This window comes from Amycolatopsis sp. WQ 127309 (assembly GCF_023023025.1).
Taxonomy (GTDB): Bacteria; Actinomycetota; Actinomycetes; order Mycobacteriales; family Pseudonocardiaceae; genus Amycolatopsis.
The window spans coordinates 172,439-191,570 of record NZ_CP095481.1; the positions used below are offsets into that span (position 1 = coordinate 172,439).

Sequence of the window (19,132 nt, forward strand, 5' to 3'; positions counted from 1 at the left end):
AACGTCCGGCCGCGCCACTGCGGCCCGCACCCTGGGGAGCAGCCGATGACCGTGTACTTCGTCGGTGCCGGCCCCGGGGCCGCGGACCTGATCACCGTGCGCGGGCGTGACCTGCTGGCTCGCTGCGGCGGCTGCCTCTACCCCGGCAGCATGACGCCCACCGACCTGCTCGCGTACTGCCCGCCGTCCGCGGAGCTGGTGGACACGGCGAACCTCAGCCTGGTGGAGATCGTCGAGAAGCTGGTCCACGGGCACCGGGCCGGGCACGATGTCGTCCGGTTGTGCTCTGGCGACCCGTCGCTCTACAGCGCCGTCGCCGAGCAAGCGCGGCGCCTCGACGCCGCCGGCGTGCCGTACGAGGTCGTGCCCGGCGTGCCCGCCTTCGCGGCGTCGGCCGCGGTGCTCGGGCGGGAGCTGACCGTGCCGGCGGTCGGGCAGAGCCTGATCATCACGCGCGTGCAGGCCCGCTCGACCGCGATGCCGCCGGGCGAGACGCTGGCCGCGTTCGCCGCCACCGGGGCGACCCTCGCGCTGCACCTGGCGATCAACCACGTCGAACGGGTCACCGGCGAGCTCGCCCCGCACTACGGCGCCGACTGCCCGGTCGCCGTCGTGGCGCTCGCGAGCCAGCCCGGCGAAACCGTCGTGCGCGGGGTGCTCGGCGAACTCCCGCAGCTGGTCCGCGCGGCCGGGATGACGCGGGCGGCGACCATCTTCGTCGGCCGGGTGCTCGCCGCGGCCGGGTTTCCGGACAGCTTCCTCTATTCCAGTGCCCGCGACCGGGCGAACCAACCGGAGTCGTTGTGACGCACCTGCGCTGGGGCCTGCTGGCCGCCGGGACCATCGCCGCCGAGTTCGCCGCGGGCGTCGACGAGAGCAAGCACGGCGTGCTGACCGCCGTCGCCGCGCGGTCCGCCGACCGGGCGCGCGAGTTCGCGACGCGCTTCGAGATCCCGAAGGCCTACGGCAGCTACGAAGACCTCCTCGCCGATCCGGAGGTCGACGCGGTGTACGTCTCGACGCCGCACCCGATGCACCGGGAATGGGCGATCGCGGCGGCCGAAGCGGGCAAGCACGTGCTGTGCGAGAAGCCGCTGACCGTCACCGCCGCCGACGCCGAGGAGGTCATCGCCGCGGCCCGCACACACGACGTCTTCCTGATGGAGGCGTTCATGTACCGGCTGCACCCGCAGACGCGGCGGCTGGCCGAGCTGATCTCGTCCGGCGCGATCGGCGAGGTGCGCGCGGTCGACGTCACCTTCAGCTACGCCGGCGAAGACGGTGAAGACGGCGAGGTGGCCCGGCTCGGCGACCTCGCGCTCGGCGGCGGCGGGATCCTCGACGTCGGCTGTTACTGCACGTCGCTGGCGCGCCTGGTCGCGCAGGCGGCGCTCGGCGTCGACGTCGTGGAGCCGGAAGAGGTGACGGGGATGGCGAAGCTGTCCGCGACCGGTGTCGACGAGTACGCGACCGGCCTGCTGCGACTGCCCGGCGACATCCTCGCGCGGCTCTCGTGCGGGTTCCGGCTCGCGCAGGAGGACGGCATCCACGTCTACGGCAGCCGAGGACAGCTGCACGTGCCGCGGCCGGCGTGGATCCACGCGCTGCGCAAGCCGGTGACGTCGCAGATCGTCCTCACCCCGCTCGACGGAGAACCCCAGGTCATCGAGATCGAAGCGAGCCAGGGGCTCTTCGCGCGCGAAGCGGATCACGTCGCCGCGCACGTCGGTGACCGGCAGGCGCCCGAGCTGACCTGGGCGGAGACGCTGGCCAACATGCGAACGCTCGACCGCTGGCGGGAAGCCGTCGGCTACGGACGTCCTTCGTGATCCTCATCCTCGGCGGCACGGGCGAAGCGCGGCAGCTCGCCTCGGACCTGACCAACCGCGGAGTGCGCGTCGTGTCTTCCCTGGCGGGACGCGTCGCGCGGCCACGGCTCCCGGTCGGCGAAGTGCGCGTAGGCGGCTTCGGCGGCGCGGAAGGCCTCGCGGCCTGGCTGCGCGAGAACGACGTACGCGCCGTCGTGGACGCGACGCACCCGTTCGCCGAGCGCATCGGCGCCAACGCGGCGAAGGCGGCCGAACTCACGAAGATCCCGCTGCTGCGGCTCGCCCGGCCCGGCTGGGAAGCCGGTGAAAACGACGTCTGGCACTGGGCGGACGACCTCCCCGACGCCGCCAGGAAACTCCCCGGCCTGGGCAAACGCGTCTTCCTCACCAGCGGCCGCCAAGGGCTGCCCGCCTTCGCGCACCTCGACGACCTCTGGTTCCTGATCCGCTGCGTCGACCCGCCCGAACCGCCACTGCCCCGGCACCACGAACTGCTCCTCGCGCGCGGACCGTACGAAGTGGACAGCGAGCGCGAACTGCTCGCCCGGGTTGACGTCCTCGTCACGAAGGATTCCGGCGGCGACCTGACCAGTGCCAAACTCACAGCCGCCCGCGAGCTGGGCGTGCCCGTGCTGCTGGTCCGGCGACCGCCGAGGCCGGTGACCGAGACCGCCGCGACCGGGCCCGAGGCCGTCGAATGGGTGCTGAACCGATGATCGAAGAGTTCTACGAAGTCCTGCGCAAGCGCCGCGACGTCCGCGGCGAGTTCACCGGCGAGCCGATTCCCGAGGCGACGCTGATGCGGATCCTCGAAGCCGCGCACGCCGCGCCGAGCGTCGGGCTCAGCCAGCCGTGGGACTTCGTGCTGGTCGACGACCACGCGACCCGCGAGCGGTTCGCGAAGCACGTCCACGAGGAGCGGGACGTCTTCGCCGGACAGCTCGGCGAAGAGCGCGCCGGCACCTTCGCGAACATCAAGATCGAGGGCATCCTCGAGTCGAGCCTCGGCATCGTCGTCACCTACGACCCCGCGCGCGGCGCGCCCGACGTGCTCGGCCGGCACGCCATCGCCGACGCCGGCCTGTACTCGGTCTGCCTGGCCATCCAGAACCTCTGGCTGGCCGCGACCGCCGAGGGTCTCGGCGTCGGCTGGGTGAGCTTCTACCGCGAGCCGTTCCTGCGCGAACTGCTCGGCATCCCGGCCGGCGTGCGGCCCGTCGCGTGGCTGTGCACCGGCCCGGTCAGCCGGCTCGAAACCGTGCCCGACCTGGAACGCCACGGGTGGCGCAGCCGCCGTCCCCTGGCCGGGGCGATACACCACGGGCGGTTCACGCCGCGTGACCCGGGGTCTGGGTGAACCGCCTCGGTCTGACCCGTTAGCGTTGCGCCGATGCGTCTGATTGCCGTAGCGCTGGGGTTGCTCTCGGCCCTGTGCGCGCTGGCTTTCCCCTTCCTGCCGGTGGTGCAGGACACGGCGGAGGTCGTCTGGCCGACCGGCAGCGACACCCGCTCCGTCAACGCGCCCTTGACCGGGTACTGGGCCCAGGATCTGCGCGCCGAACTGCCGTGCGCGGCCGTCCGTTCGGTCGACGCCCGCACGAACGGCCCCGGCCTCCTGTTCGCCACCGTGCCCGACGGCCGCACCGACCCGAAGTCCGGCAAGGGCGTCGGGATGCAGCTGCGCGTCGACAACGGGGTGCTGATCGCCTCCAGCCAGGGCCAGCAGATCGCCCAGCAGCCGCTGCCGGCCGAGAAGTGCGACGTCGAGCTGGACGTCGACGCGAAGCAGATGACCCTGGCCGTCGCCGGGACGCCGGTGTTCCACGCCGACGGTGACGTCCGCCCGCGCGTGGTCGGCATCTACTCCTCGATCAACTCGAGCAAGGACCCGATCGCCGGGCTGCACGTCTCGGTCGTGCCGGACACGCGGTACCAGACGTCGCCGACCGCGCTGAAGATCACCGTCGGCGTGCTGGCCGTGCTGTCGCTGATCGGCTGCATGATCGCGGTCTGGCGCCGCGACTCCGGCTTCGCCCGCCGCGCCCCGCGCTGGGCGCCGGTCGGCTGGTGGCGGCTGACGATGCGGGACGCCACGGTGATCGCCGCGCTCGGCGCGTGGGTCTTCATCGGGCCTGTGACCTCGGACGACGGCTACATCCTGACCATGGCGCGGGTCACCGAGCAGACCGGGTTCCTGACGAACTACCACCGCTGGTTCGGCGTCGCCGAGGCGCCGTTCGGCTGGTTTTACCACGTGTTCGAGCTGATGGCGCACGTCAGCGTGGTGCCGCCGTGGATCCGGCTGCCGTCGTTCCTGCTCGGCGTCCTGTGCTGGCTGCTGATCAGCCGCGAGGTCATGCCGCGCCTGGGCGCCCAGGTCCGCACCAGCCGCCCGGCCAGCTGGGCCGCGGCGACGGTGTTCCTGGTCTGGTGGATGCCCTACAACAACGGCGTCCGGCCGGAACCGGTCGCCGCGCTCGGCTCGCTGCTGGCGATCTGCGCCGTCGAACGCACCCTGGTGACGCGGCGGCTGCTGCCGCTGTGCCTCGGCCTGACCGCGGCCGGGTTCACCCTGGCCGCGACGCCGACCGGGCTGATCGCGGTGGCGCCGTACCTGGTCGCCGCGCGTCCGCTGTTCAAGCTGATCCGCCAGCGCGCCAACGAGAACGGCTGGCTGCCGGTGCTCGCGCCGGTCGCCGCGGCCGGGCTGCTCGTGCTGGTCGTGGTGTTCGCCGACCAGACGTTCGCGACGGTCCAGGAGGCGACCCGGATCCGCACCCAGGTCGGCCCGAACCTGTCGTGGTTCCAGGAGCTCGCGCGCTACCAGCTGCTGTTCGCCGACCTGCCGGACGGCTCGGCGCCACGCCGGTTCCCGGTGCTGCTGATCGTGCTGTGCACCGCCACCTGCCTGGTGATGCTGCTGCGCCGCGGCCGCATCCAGGGCGCGTCGCTCGGCCCCGCGCGCCGCCTGATCGGCACGACGGCGTTGTTCTTCCTGCTCCTGGCCCTGACGCCGACGAAGTGGACCCACCACTTCGGCGCGTTCGCGGCGGTCGGGGCGTCGATGGCGGCGTTGACGGCCCTCGCGACCAGTTCGACGGTGCTGCGGTCCAAACGCAACCGCGCCGCGTTCCTGGCCGGGCTGCTGGTCGTCGGCGCGCTGGCCGCGACCGGGCCGAACACGTACTGGTTCGTCTCGCGCCTCGGCGTCCAGTGGACGAACGTGGCGCCGTCGATCGGCGGCATCCCGCTGTCCACGATCCTGCTGGTGGCGGCCGCGATCGCGGGGGTATACGCGTTCGTCGAGAACGTCCGCGCGCACCGGCCCACCGCCGCGCCACCGGTGCAGGAAGGCCGGTTGCGCGCGCTGCGGCTCGGCTCGCTGTCGCTGGTGGTGGTCTGCGGCCTGGTGGCGGGCGGCGAGTTCGTCACGATGGCGTGGGCGATCCACAACCAGGCCGGCAGCTACAGCCTGGGCGCGGCGAACGTCGGGCACCTGTTCGGCAAGAGCTGCAACCTCTCCGACCACGTCATGGTGGAGCGCGACGCGGCGACGAGCATCCTGCACCCGCAGTCCGAGCAGCGGACCGTCCCCGACGAGACCAAGCCGCCGGAGAACTCGCCGCTGCCCAACCCCGACCGCGACAACGGCCGCGTCCAGACCGGCTTCCACACCCGCTCGGTCGACGACAAGGACCCCCTGGCGGAGCCGCCGCACGGGTTCACGCCGGAGAACGTGCCGATGTGGTCGAGCTACCTCGACCCCGAGACGCGCGCGGGCCGCCTGCGCAGCGACTGGTACGCGCTGACGGAGAAGCCCGCGGACGGCCAGGTCGTGGTGGCGACGGCGGGCGCGTCCCGCCGGCCGACGTCGGTCAGCCTCGACTACGGCGTCAACACCCCCGAGGGCGTGAAGATCCTGCGCAGCCAGTTCGTGCTCCCGCCGGGCGGGGGCACGGGTGGCTGGAACGACACCCGCATCAACCTGCGCGACCTCCCGCCGGAGACGAACGCGCTGCGCATCAACATCGTCGACAACGACCTCACGGAGGACGGCTGGATCGCGGCGTCGGCGCCGCGCGTCCCGACGTTCACGACGTTGACCGACAAGATCGGCTCGAAGCCGGTGTACATCGACTGGCCGGCGTCGTTCGTGTACCCGTGCGCCCAGCCGGTGATGTCCCACGACGGGATCTCGCAGGTCCCGGAGTACCGCATCACGGCGGGCGGCCTGGCGGACGAGGCGGAGTGGGCGTCCTCGACCAACGGCGGCCCGATCGGCTGGCTCGAAGAGCTGGCTGAGGAGCCCGAGGTCCCGAGCTACCTGATCGGCCAGCCGAGCCAGTCGTGGGGCCAGCTGCTGCAGATCGAGCCGTTCACCGAAGGCATCGCCCCGACGGTGATCCACGGCGAGAAGACGGTCCCCGGCTGGTGGTCCCCGGGCCCAGGCCCGAGCCAGCCGAACGGCAAGGACCCCACCCGCTGACGTTGTCCGTGAAGGACTCCTTCCCGGCTCTTACGGCCGGTAAGGAGTCCTTCACGGCTTTCAGTAGCTGCGGGGCGTCCAGACGATGCCGTTCTCCGCGCGGGTGCGGGACGAGCCCACGATCAGCAGGCAGCGCATGTCCACAGTGGACGGGTCCAGCTCGCCCAGCGTCGTGATCCGGACGTCCTCCTCCGGGCCGCCGACGTCCCGCGCCACCACGACCGGAGTCGACGGCGAGCGGTGCCGCAGCAAGACAGAGCGGGCGTCCGCGAGCTGGGTCGTACGAGTCCGCGAAGCCGGGTTGTACAGCGCCAGCACCAGATCCGCCGCGCCGGCCGCGTCCAAGCGCTTCTCGATGATCTCCCACGGCTTCAACCGATCCGACAGCGAGAGCACGCAGTAGTCGTGCCCCAGCGGCGCGCCGACCCGGGACGCCGCCGCCTGGGCCGCCGTCACGCCCGGGACGATCCGGACCCGGACGCCCGCGCCGTGACCCGAAGACACCTGCTCCAGCACCGCCGACGCCATCGCGAACACCCCCGGATCGCCCGAGGAGACCACGGCCACGCGAGCGCCGGAAGCGGCCAGCGACAACGCCTCCACCGCGCGGTCCGCCTCGACCCGGTTGCCCGACGCGTGCCGCTGCTGCCCGGCCTTCTGCGGCACCCGCGCGACGTACGGGCCGTACCCGACGATGTGTTCCGCCGCCTCCAGTTCGGCCGAGGCCTCCGGCGTCAGCCACTCCGGACCGGCGGGCCCCAGCCCGACCACGACGACCTCGCCGGTGGCCGTCGAAGGAACCGGAGCGACCGCGGTAGCCTGACGAGACGCGTAAGCCGGCGAAGGCAGCAACGCCAGCGAGAAGTACGGCACCGAAGCGGGATCCACCGAAGCCAACGGCGAAATCCGCTGCTCCCCCCACGTCGCGCGCTCGATGTAGAACGCGTCGTCGAGCTTCCCGGCCTCCGCCAGCGCCTCCCGCACCGAACCGAACGTGCGTCCCAGCTTCACCACCGCCGCCGCGTCGGTGTCCGCGAGACGCCGGGCCAGTTCCGGCGCGGGCAGGGTGCCCGGCAGGATCGTCAGGACCTCGTCGCGCTGGACCAGCGGGCGGCCGAGCACCGACGACGCCGCGCTCACCGACGTCACCCCCGGCACGACCACGGCGGCGAACCGGCCGGAAAGCCGTTCGTGCATGTACATGTACGAGCCGTAGAAGAACGGATCGCCTTCGCAGAGCACCACGACGTCGCGGCCCGCGTCCAGGTGCTCGGCGAGCCGTTTCGCGCTCAGCTCGTAGAAGTCCGCGATCGCGCCCTCGTAGCCGCCGGGGTGGTCGGTCGTCTCGGTCGTGACCGGGTAGACGAGCTTCTCCTCGATCTGCCCCGCACGCAGGTACGGCTCGGCCACCGACCGCGCGATGCTCCGGCCGTGCCGCGCGCTGTGGTACGCGATCACCGCGGCTTCCGAGATCAGCCGCGCGGCCTTGACCGTCATGAGTTCCGGGTCGCCGGGGCCGAGCCCGACGCCGTACAGCGTGCCGGTCATTCTTCGGTGCTCGCCAACGCGTTGATCGCGGCGACGGCCATCGCGCTGCCGCCACGACGTCCGTGCACCACCAGGTACGGCGCGGGTGCCCGCTTCGCCAGCTCTACTTTGGACTCCGCCGCGCCGACGAACCCGACCGGCACGCCGATGATCGCCGCCGGCGCTCCGGCGCCTTCGTCCAGGATCTCCAGCAAGCGGAACAGCGCGGTCGGCGCGTTGCCGATCGCCACGACCGAGCCGGGCAGCTTGTCACGCCACAGTTCCAAGGCCGCCGCCGAACGCGTCGTGCCCATCCGCTCGGCGAGGCCGGGCACGCTGGGGTCCGACAGCGTGCAGACGACTTCGTTGCCCGCGGGCAGGCGACGCCGGGTGACGCCGCTGGCGATCATCTGCGCGTCGCACAGGATCGGCGCGCCCGCCTCCAGCGCGGCACGGCCGGACTCGACGACGTCGAGGGTGTACCGCACGTCGTCGACCAGATCGACCATGCCGCAGGCGTGGATCATCCGGACCGCCAGGCCGGCCACGTCGTCGGGCAGGATCGCCAGGTCCGCTTCCTCGCGGATCGTGGCGAACGAGTGCCGGTAGATCTCGGCACCGTCCCGCAGGTAGTCGATCACAGCGTTCCTTTCAGCTCTTCGAACGGCACCCACCGGCCGTCGACCCGGTAGCCGCCCGCTTCGGCGACAACGTCCACAGTGGACTGCGACGGCTTCCCGCACCGCCGCTCACAGCCCGAGAAGTGCGCGCGCAGCCCGGACCGGAACACGGCGTCGGCGCGGACGTCGGCGCGCGACTTCGCGCAGCCCGGACGGCCGATGCACGCGCTGGTCCCCAGGGGCTCGCCACCGAAGCCGAGCCGCTCGAAGACATCGGCGGGCGCGTCCGGCAGCACCACGGACTTCCACGGCGTGACCACCGCCGGCCCGCAGGAGGCCAGCGCGCGGGCCTGCGCGGCCGAGAGCTGCCCGAACCGCGGGATCACCCCCGCGGCGGACGCGGACAGCATCCCGACCGGGACCTGAACGTCGACCCGCGGCACCGGCGCCCCGCGCCACGCCGGGTCGTCCAGCTCGGCGACGCGCCAAGCGGACCCGCGCACCCGGAGGAACTCCAGCGCGACGTCGATCAGCGTCGAGACGGCGTCAGCCAGAGCCACGCGACGTCCGGTGTCACCGCCCGCGAGCAGCAGGGTTCCTTCGGAGGGACCGGTCGCGCGCCAGCAGACGTCGGCGCCTTCGCCGGCCACGTCACCACGTCCGTCGTCGAACGCGAAGAGGAACCGCCCGGGCAGCGACGCCAGCTCCGGCGTCGCGCACAGGACGGCGTCGAGCGCGGCCGCCAGCCCGCGGACGTCGGCGAGCCCGCCGGTCAGGCCGCTCAGCGGCGAGGCGAGGACGTTCCGGACCCGCTCGTGCGACGGCGACGGCAGCAGGCCCGCGTCGGCCAGCCGGCCCGCGAGGCCGGGCCGGGTCACCCCGCGCAGCTGGACGTTGCCGCGCGAGGTCAGGTGGAGGTCGCCGTCGCCGCACGCCTCGGCGCAGTCGGCCAGCGCCCGCAGCTGCACGGCGGAAACCGCACCCCCGGGCAGCCGCACCCGCGCCAACGGGCCGTCCGCGGCGTCGTGGGTGGCGAAAACACCGGGGCACGCGTCGGCTCGCACACGCGCGGGGGTCGGCATGAGGTCACTGTAACTCGCGGTTCCCGGGCTCCCTCGCGGCCGGACGCGGGCGCAGCACGGCCGTTCCGGCGTCCAGGTCCACGTCACGCCGGGGAGGCGCGCCGTCGGCGTCCTGCTCGACGAGCATGGACATCGTTTCCCGGTGTTCCAGCTCACGCCGCTTGGTGCCGTAGAGGAACGCGGTGGTCTCTTCGACGTAGGTCGCGGACAGCCGCGCCTTGAACCGCGAGCCGTTCTTGCGCGGCCGCAGCTCGATCGCGGCCATGACCAGCAGGATCACCACGCCGCCCGGAAGGGCCAGCCCCAGCCAAGTTCCCATGCACCGCGAACCGGATGACCGCCGGTCAAGTTCCGGGTACCCCACAAGTCCGACCGAATGTAGCAGGTGTGCTACATTCGATCGCATCAGTCGGATGGGGGTCAGGTCATGAGAGATCCAGCGGATCCCGTGGTCCGCGTGAGCGGGCTGCGGATGCGCTACGGCGCGAACGACGTCCTGCACGGCGTCGGGTTCGAGGCGTACCGGGGTGAGGTCGTGTGCCTGCTCGGGCCGAACGGCGCGGGCAAGACCACGACGATCGAGATCCTCGAGGGCTTCCGGATGCGGTCGGCCGGCGAGGTGAGCGTGCTGGGCGTCGACCCGGCCCACGGCGGCGAGGACTGGCGGGCCCGCCTGGGGGTCGTGCTCCAGTCCTGGCGCGACCACGGGAAGTGGCGCGTCCGCGAACTGCTCGCCCACCTCGGCCGGTACTACGCGCCGTACTCGACACCGGCGTGCACGCGGCCGTGGGACGCCGACGAGCTGATCGCGGCGGTCGGGCTCACCGACCACGCGCACAAGAAGATCAAGACCCTTTCGGGTGGCCAGCGCCGGCGGCTGGACGTCGCGATCGGCATCGTCGGCCGGCCGGAGCTGCTCTTCCTCGACGAGCCCACCGCGGGCTTCGACCCGGAGGCCCGGCGCGAGTTCCACGACCTGGTGCACCGGCTGTCCGACGAGCTGGACACCACGATCCTGCTGACCACGCACGACCTCGACGAAGCCGAGAAGCTGGCCGACCGGATCCTCATCCTCAACGGCGGCCGGATCATCGCCGACGGCTCGGCCGACGCGCTGAGCCGGCAGATCGCCGGCGAGGCCGAGGTCCGCTGGACGATCGACGGCCGGCACTTCGTCCACTCGACGACCGAGGCCACGAAGTACGTCCACGACCTGTTCAAGCAGCACGGCGAGGCGGTGGCGGATCTCGAAGTCCGCCGCGCGTCGCTGGAGGACACCTACATGACACTCGTCCACCGCGCCGAAACCGACGGCGAGACGGAACTCGGCCTCCAGGAAGCGGGTGCGCGATGAACACCGTCGCGGTGCGGGCCGGGCTGGCCCGCGGCTGGATCGAGTTCAAGCAGACCTGGACCAACCGCGAGGACCTGGTCGGCCAGATCGTCTTCGCCGCGCTCTTCCTCGGCGTGGTGTTCTTCATGCGCGACGCGACGGTGCCCGGCACCGGGTTCTCCCTCGGCGCGGCGACCGTGCCCGGCGTGCTCGGCGCCGGGATCGTGTTCACCGGGCTCACCGGCGCGGCGAGCTACCTGGTCATCGACCGCGAGGACGGCACGCTGCTGCGGGCGAAGGCGACGCCGAACGGCATGCTCGGCTACCTGGTCGGGAAGACCACGACGCTGTCGCTCGGGCAGGGGGCGTCGCTGCTGGTGGTCCTGATCCCGTGCCTGTTCCTGTACCCGTCGCTGGGGCCCGACGGCCTCTGGTCCTACCTGCACCTGCTGGGCGTGCTGGTACTGGGGCTGTTCGCGACCCTGCCGATCGGGGCCGCGCTGGGTTCGCTGATCAGCAGCCCGCGGTCGACGGGGCTGATCGTGCTGCCGGTCATGGGGCTGGGCGCGATCTCCGGGATCTTCTACCCGGTGATCGCGCTGCCGGTCTGGGTCCAGGGCATCGCGCAGGTGTTCCCGATGTACTGGCTGGGCCTCGGCATGCGCTCGGCGCTGCTGCCGGACAGCGCGGTCGTCGCCGAGATCGGCCATTCGTGGCGGCCGTTGCCGACCCTCGCCGTGCTCGTCGCGTGGTCCGTGATCGGATTGGCCCTGGCCCCGGTCCTGCTCCGCCGCATGGCGCGGCGCGAGTCGGGTTCGTCGGTGGCCGAACGGCGGGAGAAGGCCATGCAGCGTGTGGGGTGAGTCATGAGCGAGGTCGTCTACAACCGGATCGCGATGCTGCGCGCGGAGCGGTCGATCTCCCGCCGCGAGCTGGCCGACGCGCTGGGCGTGCACTACCAGACGATCGGCTACCTCGAGCGCGGCGAGTACAGCCCGAGCCTCTACCTGGCCCTGCGGATCGCGGACTTCTTCGAGGTCAACGTCGAGGTCCTGTTCTCGATGAAGCCGTTCCCGCGGCTGGGAGAGCGGTCCGCTTAGGGCTTGCGAAGGTCGGCGTCCACCAGCGCGCGGACGACGTCGGCGCGGCGGGTCTCGCGGACCGTGCGGCTGAGCTCGACGTGCAGGAACGGCGTGCCCGCGGCGGCCTGGCTCTGCACGTTCGTGGTGCCAGCCAGGCCCCGGCAGGGCTCGGCCCAGGCCCGGCAGACGCGGAAGCCGTCGGCGGTGAGCCGGTCCGCCGCCCGGCGGGCCGCGTCGCCGGCCTCGGCCGCGCCGGCCGAGAGCACGACGTCGGCCGAGGTCAGGGTGGCGTCGCCGAAGCCGTGGAGCTGCACCTGCGGCAGGCCGCGCCGGGCGAGCAGCGTCGTCACGACGTGGAAGACGCTGCGGGTCTCGTGCGCGGGGTCCTCCCGCCGGCGGTGCGCGCCCCCGACCACGAGCACGGCCCCGGGTGTCTCGCGGAAGAGGGCCAGGCCGAGCCGTTCGGTCCGCAGGTCGGAGGAGGCGTGCGGCACCTCGACGACCAGCGAGGGCGGCGCGGACCGGTCGACGACGTAGAGCCCCCACGCGCGTTCGGTGCCGGGCTCCTGCACGACCAGGGTGTCGTCCTCGACGGAAAACCCCAGCTCGGCGAGGTCGTGCGGCCGCCGGTCGAGGAACGCGGCGAACCCCGTTTCGGCGATCCGGAGTTCCGCCGCGGTCGGCACGCGGTACGGGTGGCGGCTCGACTGCGCGTCGGTGAAGTCGTGGAGGAAGGAATCCACCGTGGCCCTACCCCGATCCTGTAGCCCGGCCACCAGGCTACCGACCCGGGAGCCGTGCACGTCACCTTGACGCCACGCCCGGGCGCACCGGAGAGTGAGTCCGATACCCACGCGTCGGCAGGTGGAGGAACCCGGTGAGAGTCCGGGGCGGTCCCGCCACTGTCACCGGAGAGCCCGCTCTCCGGGAAGCCAGGAACTCCGGCCGGCGCGCCCGTCTACCCGGGGCGCGGACCCCGAGGAGGAACCTCGTGATCCTGCTTCTGTCCACTTCGGACACCGACCTGCTCAGCGCGCGTTCGTGCGACGGCGAGTTCCGGCTGGCGAACCCCTCGCGGCTCGACGTCGCCGAGCTGCCGGGCCTGCTCGACGGCGTGCGCATCGTGGTCGTCCGCATCCTCGGCACCCCGCGGAGCTGGCAGGAGGGCCTCGACACGCTGCTCTCCTCGGGCGCGCACGTCGTCGTCCTGGGCGGGGAGCAGACGCCGGACGCCGAGCTGATGAAGCTCTCGAACGTCCCGGCGGGCATCGCCGCCGAGGCCCATGCCTACCTCGCGCAGGGCGGGCCGGCGAACCTCACGCAGCTGCACCGGTTCCTGTCCGACACGCTCCTGCTCACCGGCGACGGCTTCGAGCCGCCCGCCGTGCAGCCCGGCTGGGGCATCCTCGAGCGGCCTCCTTCGCACACGGACGGCCCGGTCATCGGGATCCTCTACTACCGCGCGCACCACCTGTCCGGGAACACGGCGTTCGTGCACACGCTCGCCGATCGGATCGAGGCCGCGGGCGGGCGCGCGCTGCCGGTCTACACGGCGTCGCTGCGGACGCGCGAGCCGGAGATGATGGCCGAGCTGGGCAAGGTCGACGCGCTGCTGGTCACGGTGCTCGCGGCGGGTGGCACGAAGCCGTCCGAGGTGGGCGCCGGGGGCGACGACGAGGCGTGGGACGTCGCCGAGATGGCCGCGCTGGACGTCCCGATCCTGCAGGCGCTGTGCCTGACCAGCGACCGCGAGACGTGGGCGGCGAGCGACGAGGGCCTCTCCCCGCTGGACGCCGGCAACCAGATGGCCGTCCCGGAGTTCGACGGCCGGCTCATCACCGTGCCGTTCTCGTTCAAGGAGCTCGACGAAGACGGGTTGCCGCGGTACATCCCGGACGCCGAGCGCGCGTCCCGCGTCGCGAAGATCGCCCTGGCGCACGCGCGTCTCCGGCACACGCCCGCTCCGGAGCGGCGCATCGCGCTGATGCTGTCCGCGTACCCGACGAAGCACTCCCGCGTCGGCAACGCGGTCGGGCTGGACACGCCCGCGTCGGTCATCGAGCTGCTGCGGCGGATGCGGGATCTGGGCTACGACCTGGGCGCGGACGCGTTCCCGGGCGTCGAGCCGACCGGCACCGACCAGCCCGACGGTGACGCCCTGATCCACGCGCTGATCGCCGCCGGCGGCCAGGACCCGGAGTGGCTCACCGAGGAGCAGCTGGCCGGCAACCCGATCCGGGTGCCCGCCGCGCGCTACCAGGAGTGGTTCGACGCGCTGCCCGCGGAGCTGCGCGAAGGCGTCGAAGGGCACTGGGGTCCGGCGCCCGGCGAGCTGTACGTCGACAACGGCGACATCGTGCTGGCGTCGCTGCAGAGCGGCAACGTCATCATCATGATCCAGCCGCCGCGCGGGTTCGGCGAGAACCCCGTCGCGATCTACCACAACCCGGACCTGCCGCCGAGCCACCACTACCTGGCCGCCTACCGCTGGCTGGAGGAGGAGTTCGGCGCGCACGCCGTCGTCCACCTGGGCAAGCACGGGTCCCTCGAATGGCTGCCGGGCAAGACGGCCGGGCTCTCGGCGTCGTGCGCGCCGGACGCCGTGCTCGGGAACCTGCCGCTGATCTACCCGTTCCTGATCAACGACCCCGGCGAGGGCGCGCAGGCGAAACGGCGGGCGCACGCGACGATCGTCGACCACCTGATCCCGCCGATGGCGCGCGCCGAGTCGTACGGCGACATGGCGCGGCTGGAGCAGCTGCTCGACGAGCACGCGAACATCGCGGCGATGGACCCGGCCAAGCTGCCCGCCGTGCGCGCACAGATCTGGACGCTCATCCAGGCCGCGAAGCTCGACCACGACCTCGGCGTCGAGCAGCGCCCGCACGACGCCGAGTTCGACGACTTCCTGCTGCACATCGACGGCTGGCTGTGCGAGGTCAAGGACGCCCAGATCCGCGACGGCCTGCACATCCTCGGCGCCGCGCCCACCGGCGAGGCGCGCGTCAACCTCGTGCTCGCGATGCTGCGCGCCCAGCAGATCTGGGGCGGCAAGCAAGGCGCGATCCCCGGGCTGCGGTCGGCGTTGGGGCTCAAGGAGAACTCCGACGCGCCGACGTCCGAAGTGGACAAGATCGAGAAGACGGCGCGCTCGCTGATCGAAGCGATGGAGTGGCGCTCCTGGGACGTCACGGCGGTGCGCGGGATCATCGACGACAAGCTGGGCGGCCCGGACGAGCAGGTCCGGCTGATCCTGGAGTTCGCGGCGAACGAGATCGTGCCGCGGCTGGCGGCGACCGCGGGCGAGCTCGACGCGATCCTGCACGCGCTGGACGGCGGCTACATCCCGGCCGGGCCGAGCGGGTCGCCGTTGCGCGGGCTGGTCAACGTGCTGCCGACCGGCCGGAACTTCTACACGGTCGACCCGAAGGCCATCCCGAGCCGGCTGGCCTGGGAGACCGGCCAGGCGCTCGCGGACTCGCTGCTGCGCCGCTACCGCGAGGACACCGGCGACTGGCCGCGTTCGGTCGGGCTGTCGGTGTGGGGCACGTCGGCGATGCGGACGTCCGGCGACGACGCCGCGGAGGTCCTGGCGCTGCTGGGCGTCCAGCCGGTGTGGGACGAGGCGTCACGGCGCGTCACCGGCATCGAGGCGATTCCCCTGGCCGAGCTGGGCCGCCCGCGCATCGACGTCACGATCCGCATCAGCGGCTTCTTCCGCGACGCGTTCCCGCACGTCATCACGATGATGGACGACGCGGTACGGCTGGTAGCCGGCCTGGACGAGCCCCCTTCGGAGAACTTCGTGCGAGCACACGTCGACGCCGACGTGGCGACGCACGGCGACACGCGCCGCGCGACGACCCGGATCTTCGGCTCGAAGCCGGGCGCGTACGGCGCCGGCCTGCTGCCGCTGATGGAGTCCGGCAACTGGCGCGACGACAAGGACCTGGCCGAGGTGTACGCGGTCTGGGGCGGCTTCGCGTACGGCCGCGACCTGGACGGCCGCCCGGCGCGCGAGGACATGGAGAGCTCGTACAAGCGGATCGTGGTGGCGGCCAAGAACACCGACACCCGCGAGCACGACATCGCCGACTCGGACGATTACTTCCAGTACCACGGCGGCATGATCGCCACGGTCCGCGCGCTGACGGGCACGGCCCCGGCGTCCTACGTGGGCGACAGCACCACCCCGGACGCGGTCCGCACCCGCACCCTGGGCGAGGAGACGGCGCGCGTGTTCCGCGCCCGCGTGGTGAACCCCCGCTGGCTGGCGGCGATGAGGCGTCACGGCTACAAGGGCGCATTCGAGCTGGCGGCCACGGTGGACTACCTCTTCGGCTTCGACGCAACAGCGGGCGTGGTCGGCGACTGGATGTACGAGAAGCTGACCGAGACGTACGTCCTGGACGAGACGAACCAGGAGTTCCTGCGCAAGGCGAACCCGTGGGCGCTACGCGGAATCGTGGAGCGCTTGAACGAAGCGGCGGATCGCGGCCTGTGGGAGGAGCCGGACCCCGAACTGCTGGCCCAGATGCGCGAGGTCTACCTGTCCTTGGAGGGCGACCTGGAGTCGGAGTGACGCAGTTGTCCCCATCGATGCCGCGACCAATCCATGTGGAAGTGGGAGCCTGCCTCTTGGCGCCCTGCGCTGAGCGACTTGACTGGAGGCGGTTGCGTCGGTGGCGCAACCGCCTTTCGTCGTCTTCGGAATGCGACATTTCTCGGGTTTCGCCCGTAACCCCGCCTTCGTCTTGACTTTGAAATGGTCTAGTCCAATGATCTGACCACCCTCGAACCCCACCGGGAGGACAGATCATGCGCAGAAGCAGACTGGCCGCCGTCGGGCTCGCCGCCGCCACCTTCATCGGTACAGCAGTGAGTCTCGTGATCGGCGCGCCCTCCGCGACAGCGGCGCTGGGCAACAACTGGTACGCCGCGGCGCCGTATCTGATGCCCGTGAGCAACAATCCTCCCGACCCGGTCACCGTGATGAACGCGACCGGGCTCAAGGCGTTCCAGCTGGCGTTCATCCTGGCGCCCAACGGCGGCGGCTGCAGCCCGACCTGGGACGGCACGGCCGCGGTCTCCTCGGACACGAACGTCGCCGGCGTGATCTCCCGGATCCGCGGCGCGGGTGGTGACGTCTCGGTGTCCGTCGGCGGTTACGGCGGCACGAAGCTCGGCCAGACCTGCGGGACCGTGGCCGCCACCGCCGCCGCGTACCAGCAGGTCATCTCGAAGTACTCGCTCAAGGCGATCGACTTCGACCTCGAAGAGCCGGAGTACGAGAACACCGCGGCCATCGCGAACGAGCTTGGCGCGGCGAAGACGTTGCAGGCCAACAACCCCGGCCTGTTCGTGTCGGTGACCATGCCGGGCACCGCGGCCGGCACCGGCTGGTTCGGCACGCAGCTGCTCGACCAGGCGAAGTCGATCGGCTTCTCCCCCAACAACTTCTCGATCATGCCGTTCGACGGCGGCTTCAACGGCGGCTCGTCGCAGGTGTCCGCGCTCGAGGCCCTGCACGGCCTGCTGATGTCGCACATGGGCTGGGACAGCGCGACGGCGTACTCGCACGAAGGCTTCTCCGGCATGAACGGCAAGTCGGACGCGTCGGAGATGTTCTACACCGCGGACTTCCAGACCGTGTACGACTACGCGACCAGCCACGGCCTGGGCCGCTTCACGTTCTGGTCGGTCAACCGCGACCGCGCCTGCGTCGGCACGACCGACAACGGCGTCTGCAGCAACGTGCCGCAGAACGACTGGGACTTCACGAAGTTCAGCGTCCGCTTCGCCGGCGCGACCCCGCCCCAGACGACGCCGACCCCGCCGACGACCACCACCCCGACCACCCCGGGCGGCGGCTCCTGCACCGCGGCGGAGTGGGACAAGGCGAAGGTCTACGTGAAGGACGACGTGGTCAAGCACAACAGCCACAAGTTCACCGCGAAGTGGTGGACGCAGGGCGAAGAGCCGGGCACGACCGGCGAATGGGGCGTCTGGACCGACAACGGCGCCTGCTGAGCTTGTTCCACCGAAGGCCGTCCCGGGTTTCCCGGGGCGGCCTTCGCTCGTCAGAAGGTCAGGTGGGTGTTCTCGCGCTGGACCTCCGGGGTCAGCGCGGGCACCTCGACGACGTGCCGCCCGGCCTGCCGCAGCAGCTCGGTGCCCTGGGCGTCGACGAAGACCGGCGGCTCGCGCCAGGCGAACACGACCCGCGGGATCCCGGCGTCGAGGATGAGCTGGGTGCAGCTGCGCGGGTGCGAGCTGCGGTTGCTGCAGGGTTCGAGCGAGCTGTAGATGGTCGCGCCGGCCAGCCGTGGGTCGCCTTCGCACTTGGCGAGGGCCGATTCCTCGGCGTGGTTGAGCGGATCGCCCTCCCCGGAGTGCCCGGTCGCGATGACCTCGCCGTCGGCGTCGGTGACGACGGCCCCGACCCGGAAGGTGTGGCTCGGCGGGCAGTCGGCGGCGAGCGCGATGGCCTCCCTGAGCCGCTGGACGTCCCGGCCGGTCGGCTCGTCGGCCGCGCGGTACTCGAGGATCGCCATGCCGGTCAGTTCGCGGGCGCTGGTGAGACGCAGCGGCCGCGGGTAGAGCCCGGGCCCGACGAACCGGGGAGCGTCCGGCTGCCCGACGAAGAACGGCGCGATCGCCAGCCGAAGCTCGTCGGCGAGCCCTTCGGCGAGGAACCGCGTGTGGATCCCGCCACCGCCCTCGACCAGCAGGTTCTTGATGCCGCGCGCGCCGAGGTCGTCGAGGACGCGGCCGAAGTCGGGCGGATCGCCGGCGTCGACGACGGTGGCGACGTGCTTGAGCTGGTCCGCGGCGCCGGGCGGGGCGTAGACGATCTTCTCGGTGTCCCCGACGGTGAAGAACTGCGCGCCGGGATCGAGGCCGCGGGTGGTCAGGGTGACCTTGACCGGCTGTTCGGATTTCCCCTGATCCAGGCGTCGCCGCCGCAGGTCGGGCGACCGGACGAGCAGCCGCGGGTTGTCGGCCCGCACGGTCCCGGCTCCGACGAGGATGGCGTCGGCCTCGGCCCGCAGCCGGTCGACGACGGCGAAGTCGTCCTCAGTGGACAGCACGAGCCGTTCGGGCGAGGTGTCGTCGAGGAAGCCGTCGAGGGACTGCGCGGCGGAAAGCAGGACGTGCGGCCGGTCGATCACC

Annotated in this window: 16 protein-coding genes and 1 riboswitch; of the genes, 10 read left to right on the forward strand and 6 right to left on the reverse strand. The window is 72.1% G+C overall.

What is annotated here, in order from left to right; translation table 11 throughout:
* Window positions 1-45 precede the first annotated feature (45 nt).
* From MUY22_RS00770 to MUY22_RS00790, 5 genes are read left to right on the forward strand one after another with little or no spacing between them, the layout of a single operon-like run.
* A complete protein-coding gene (locus MUY22_RS00770; RefSeq protein WP_247055913.1) occupies window positions 46-807 on the forward strand; it encodes a cobalt-precorrin-4/precorrin-4 C(11)-methyltransferase in 762 nt (253 codons plus the stop codon).
* Window positions 804-1,829: a Gfo/Idh/MocA family protein gene (locus tag MUY22_RS00775; RefSeq protein ID WP_247055914.1), complete on the forward strand. Its 1,026-nt coding sequence runs from the start codon at window positions 804-806 to the stop codon at window positions 1,827-1,829. Before MUY22_RS00770 ends, MUY22_RS00775 begins: the two co-directional genes overlap by 4 nt.
* Window positions 1,826-2,545 (forward strand): cobalt-precorrin-6A reductase, encoded by a 720-nt coding sequence (locus MUY22_RS00780; RefSeq protein WP_247055916.1) that lies wholly within the window; start codon window positions 1,826-1,828, stop codon window positions 2,543-2,545. Before MUY22_RS00775 ends, MUY22_RS00780 begins: the two co-directional genes overlap by 4 nt.
* Window positions 2,542-3,186, forward strand: a complete 645-nt coding sequence (gene bluB, locus MUY22_RS00785) for a 5,6-dimethylbenzimidazole synthase (protein WP_247055917.1) — start codon at window positions 2,542-2,544, stop codon at window positions 3,184-3,186. The genes MUY22_RS00780 and bluB overlap by 4 nt, the downstream gene beginning before the upstream one ends.
* Before the next feature lie 33 nt (window positions 3,187-3,219).
* The gene (locus MUY22_RS00790) at window positions 3,220-6,315 is read left to right on the forward strand and encodes an arabinosyltransferase domain-containing protein (RefSeq protein ID WP_247055918.1); all 3,096 of its coding nucleotides are present in this window, start codon (window positions 3,220-3,222) and stop codon (window positions 6,313-6,315) included.
* A 60-nt stretch (window positions 6,316-6,375) separates the two neighbouring features.
* On the opposite strand, the gene MUY22_RS00795 is transcribed toward MUY22_RS00790, so the two are convergent.
* The 4 genes from MUY22_RS00795 to MUY22_RS00810 are packed head-to-tail and all read right to left on the reverse strand — an operon-like array spanning window position 6,376 to window position 9,863.
* Window positions 6,376-7,863, reverse strand: coding sequence for a precorrin-2 C(20)-methyltransferase (locus MUY22_RS00795; protein WP_247055919.1), 1,488 nt, complete (start codon window positions 7,861-7,863; stop codon window positions 6,376-6,378).
* Complete coding sequence (locus MUY22_RS00800; protein ID WP_247055920.1) at window positions 7,860-8,483, reverse strand: precorrin-8X methylmutase; 624 nt, start codon at window positions 8,481-8,483, stop codon at window positions 7,860-7,862. Before MUY22_RS00800 ends, MUY22_RS00795 begins: the two co-directional genes overlap by 4 nt.
* A complete protein-coding gene (locus MUY22_RS00805) occupies window positions 8,480-9,544 on the reverse strand; it encodes a precorrin-3B synthase (protein WP_247055922.1) in 1,065 nt (354 codons plus the stop codon). Before MUY22_RS00805 ends, MUY22_RS00800 begins: the two co-directional genes overlap by 4 nt.
* Before the next feature lie 4 nt (window positions 9,545-9,548).
* A complete protein-coding gene (locus tag MUY22_RS00810) occupies window positions 9,549-9,863 on the reverse strand; it encodes a DUF6191 domain-containing protein (RefSeq protein WP_247055924.1) in 315 nt (104 codons plus the stop codon).
* A gap of 108 nt (window positions 9,864-9,971) precedes the next feature.
* Between MUY22_RS00810 and MUY22_RS00815 the strand changes: the two genes are divergently transcribed.
* The 3 genes from MUY22_RS00815 to MUY22_RS00825 are packed head-to-tail and all read left to right on the forward strand — an operon-like array spanning window position 9,972 to window position 11,977.
* Complete coding sequence (locus tag MUY22_RS00815; protein ID WP_247055926.1) at window positions 9,972-10,898, forward strand: ABC transporter ATP-binding protein; 927 nt, start codon at window positions 9,972-9,974, stop codon at window positions 10,896-10,898.
* On the forward strand, window positions 10,895-11,740 hold the full coding sequence (locus MUY22_RS00820; RefSeq protein WP_247055928.1) for an ABC transporter permease: 846 nt from the start codon (window positions 10,895-10,897) through the stop codon (window positions 11,738-11,740). The genes MUY22_RS00815 and MUY22_RS00820 overlap by 4 nt, the downstream gene beginning before the upstream one ends.
* A gap of 3 nt (window positions 11,741-11,743) precedes the next feature.
* A complete protein-coding gene (locus tag MUY22_RS00825; RefSeq protein ID WP_247055931.1) occupies window positions 11,744-11,977 on the forward strand; it encodes a helix-turn-helix transcriptional regulator in 234 nt (77 codons plus the stop codon).
* Here the strand turns inward: MUY22_RS00825 and MUY22_RS00830 are convergent.
* Window positions 11,974-12,702 carry a hypothetical protein gene (locus MUY22_RS00830; protein WP_247055932.1) on the reverse strand — a complete coding sequence of 243 codons (729 nt, stop codon included), beginning with the start codon at window positions 12,700-12,702 and terminating at the stop codon, window positions 11,974-11,976. The genes MUY22_RS00825 and MUY22_RS00830 overlap by 4 nt on opposite strands.
* A 124-nt stretch (window positions 12,703-12,826) precedes the next feature.
* Window positions 12,827-12,901, forward strand: a riboswitch (cobalamin riboswitch).
* 49 nt (window positions 12,902-12,950) lie between these two features.
* Here MUY22_RS00830 and cobN point away from each other — a divergent pair.
* Together cobN and MUY22_RS00840 are read left to right on the forward strand one after the other, a co-directional pair.
* On the forward strand, window positions 12,951-16,541 hold the full coding sequence (cobN, locus tag MUY22_RS00835; protein WP_247055934.1) for a cobaltochelatase subunit CobN: 3,591 nt from the start codon (window positions 12,951-12,953) through the stop codon (window positions 16,539-16,541).
* Window positions 16,542-16,777: 236 nt separating this feature from the next.
* On the forward strand, window positions 16,778-17,989 hold the full coding sequence (locus MUY22_RS00840) for a chitinase (RefSeq protein ID WP_247055936.1): 1,212 nt from the start codon (window positions 16,778-16,780) through the stop codon (window positions 17,987-17,989).
* A gap of 50 nt (window positions 17,990-18,039) precedes the next feature.
* Here MUY22_RS00840 and MUY22_RS00845 read toward each other — a convergent pair whose 3' ends face one another.
* Window positions 18,040-19,131 (reverse strand): dihydrofolate reductase family protein, encoded by a 1,092-nt coding sequence (locus tag MUY22_RS00845; protein WP_247055938.1) that lies wholly within the window; start codon window positions 19,129-19,131, stop codon window positions 18,040-18,042.
* Window position 19,132 lies beyond the last annotated feature (1 nt).

Bases quoted from the DNA above. Each gene is read 5' to 3' on its own strand.
- MUY22_RS00810 (WP_247055924.1), bottom strand. From the start codon at position 9,863: ATGGGAACTTGGCTGGGGCTGGCCCTTCCGGGCGGCGTGGTGATCCTG.
- bluB (WP_247055917.1), top strand. From the start codon at position 2,542: ATGATCGAAGAGTTCTACGAAGTCCTGCGCAAGCGCCGCGACGTCCGC.
- MUY22_RS00820 (WP_247055928.1), top strand. From the start codon at position 10,895: ATGAACACCGTCGCGGTGCGGGCCGGGCTGGCCCGCGGCTGGATCGAG.
- MUY22_RS00805 (WP_247055922.1), bottom strand. From the start codon at position 9,544: ATGCCGACCCCCGCGCGTGTGCGAGCCGACGCGTGCCCCGGTGTTTTC.
- MUY22_RS00825 (WP_247055931.1), top strand. From the start codon at position 11,744: ATGAGCGAGGTCGTCTACAACCGGATCGCGATGCTGCGCGCGGAGCGG.
- MUY22_RS00770 (WP_247055913.1), top strand. From the start codon at position 46: ATGACCGTGTACTTCGTCGGTGCCGGCCCCGGGGCCGCGGACCTGATC.
- MUY22_RS00790 (WP_247055918.1), top strand. From the start codon at position 3,220: ATGCGTCTGATTGCCGTAGCGCTGGGGTTGCTCTCGGCCCTGTGCGCG.
- MUY22_RS00795 (WP_247055919.1), bottom strand. From the start codon at position 7,863: ATGACCGGCACGCTGTACGGCGTCGGGCTCGGCCCCGGCGACCCGGAA.
- MUY22_RS00815 (WP_247055926.1), top strand. From the start codon at position 9,972: ATGAGAGATCCAGCGGATCCCGTGGTCCGCGTGAGCGGGCTGCGGATG.
- MUY22_RS00840 (WP_247055936.1), top strand. From the start codon at position 16,778: ATGCGCAGAAGCAGACTGGCCGCCGTCGGGCTCGCCGCCGCCACCTTC.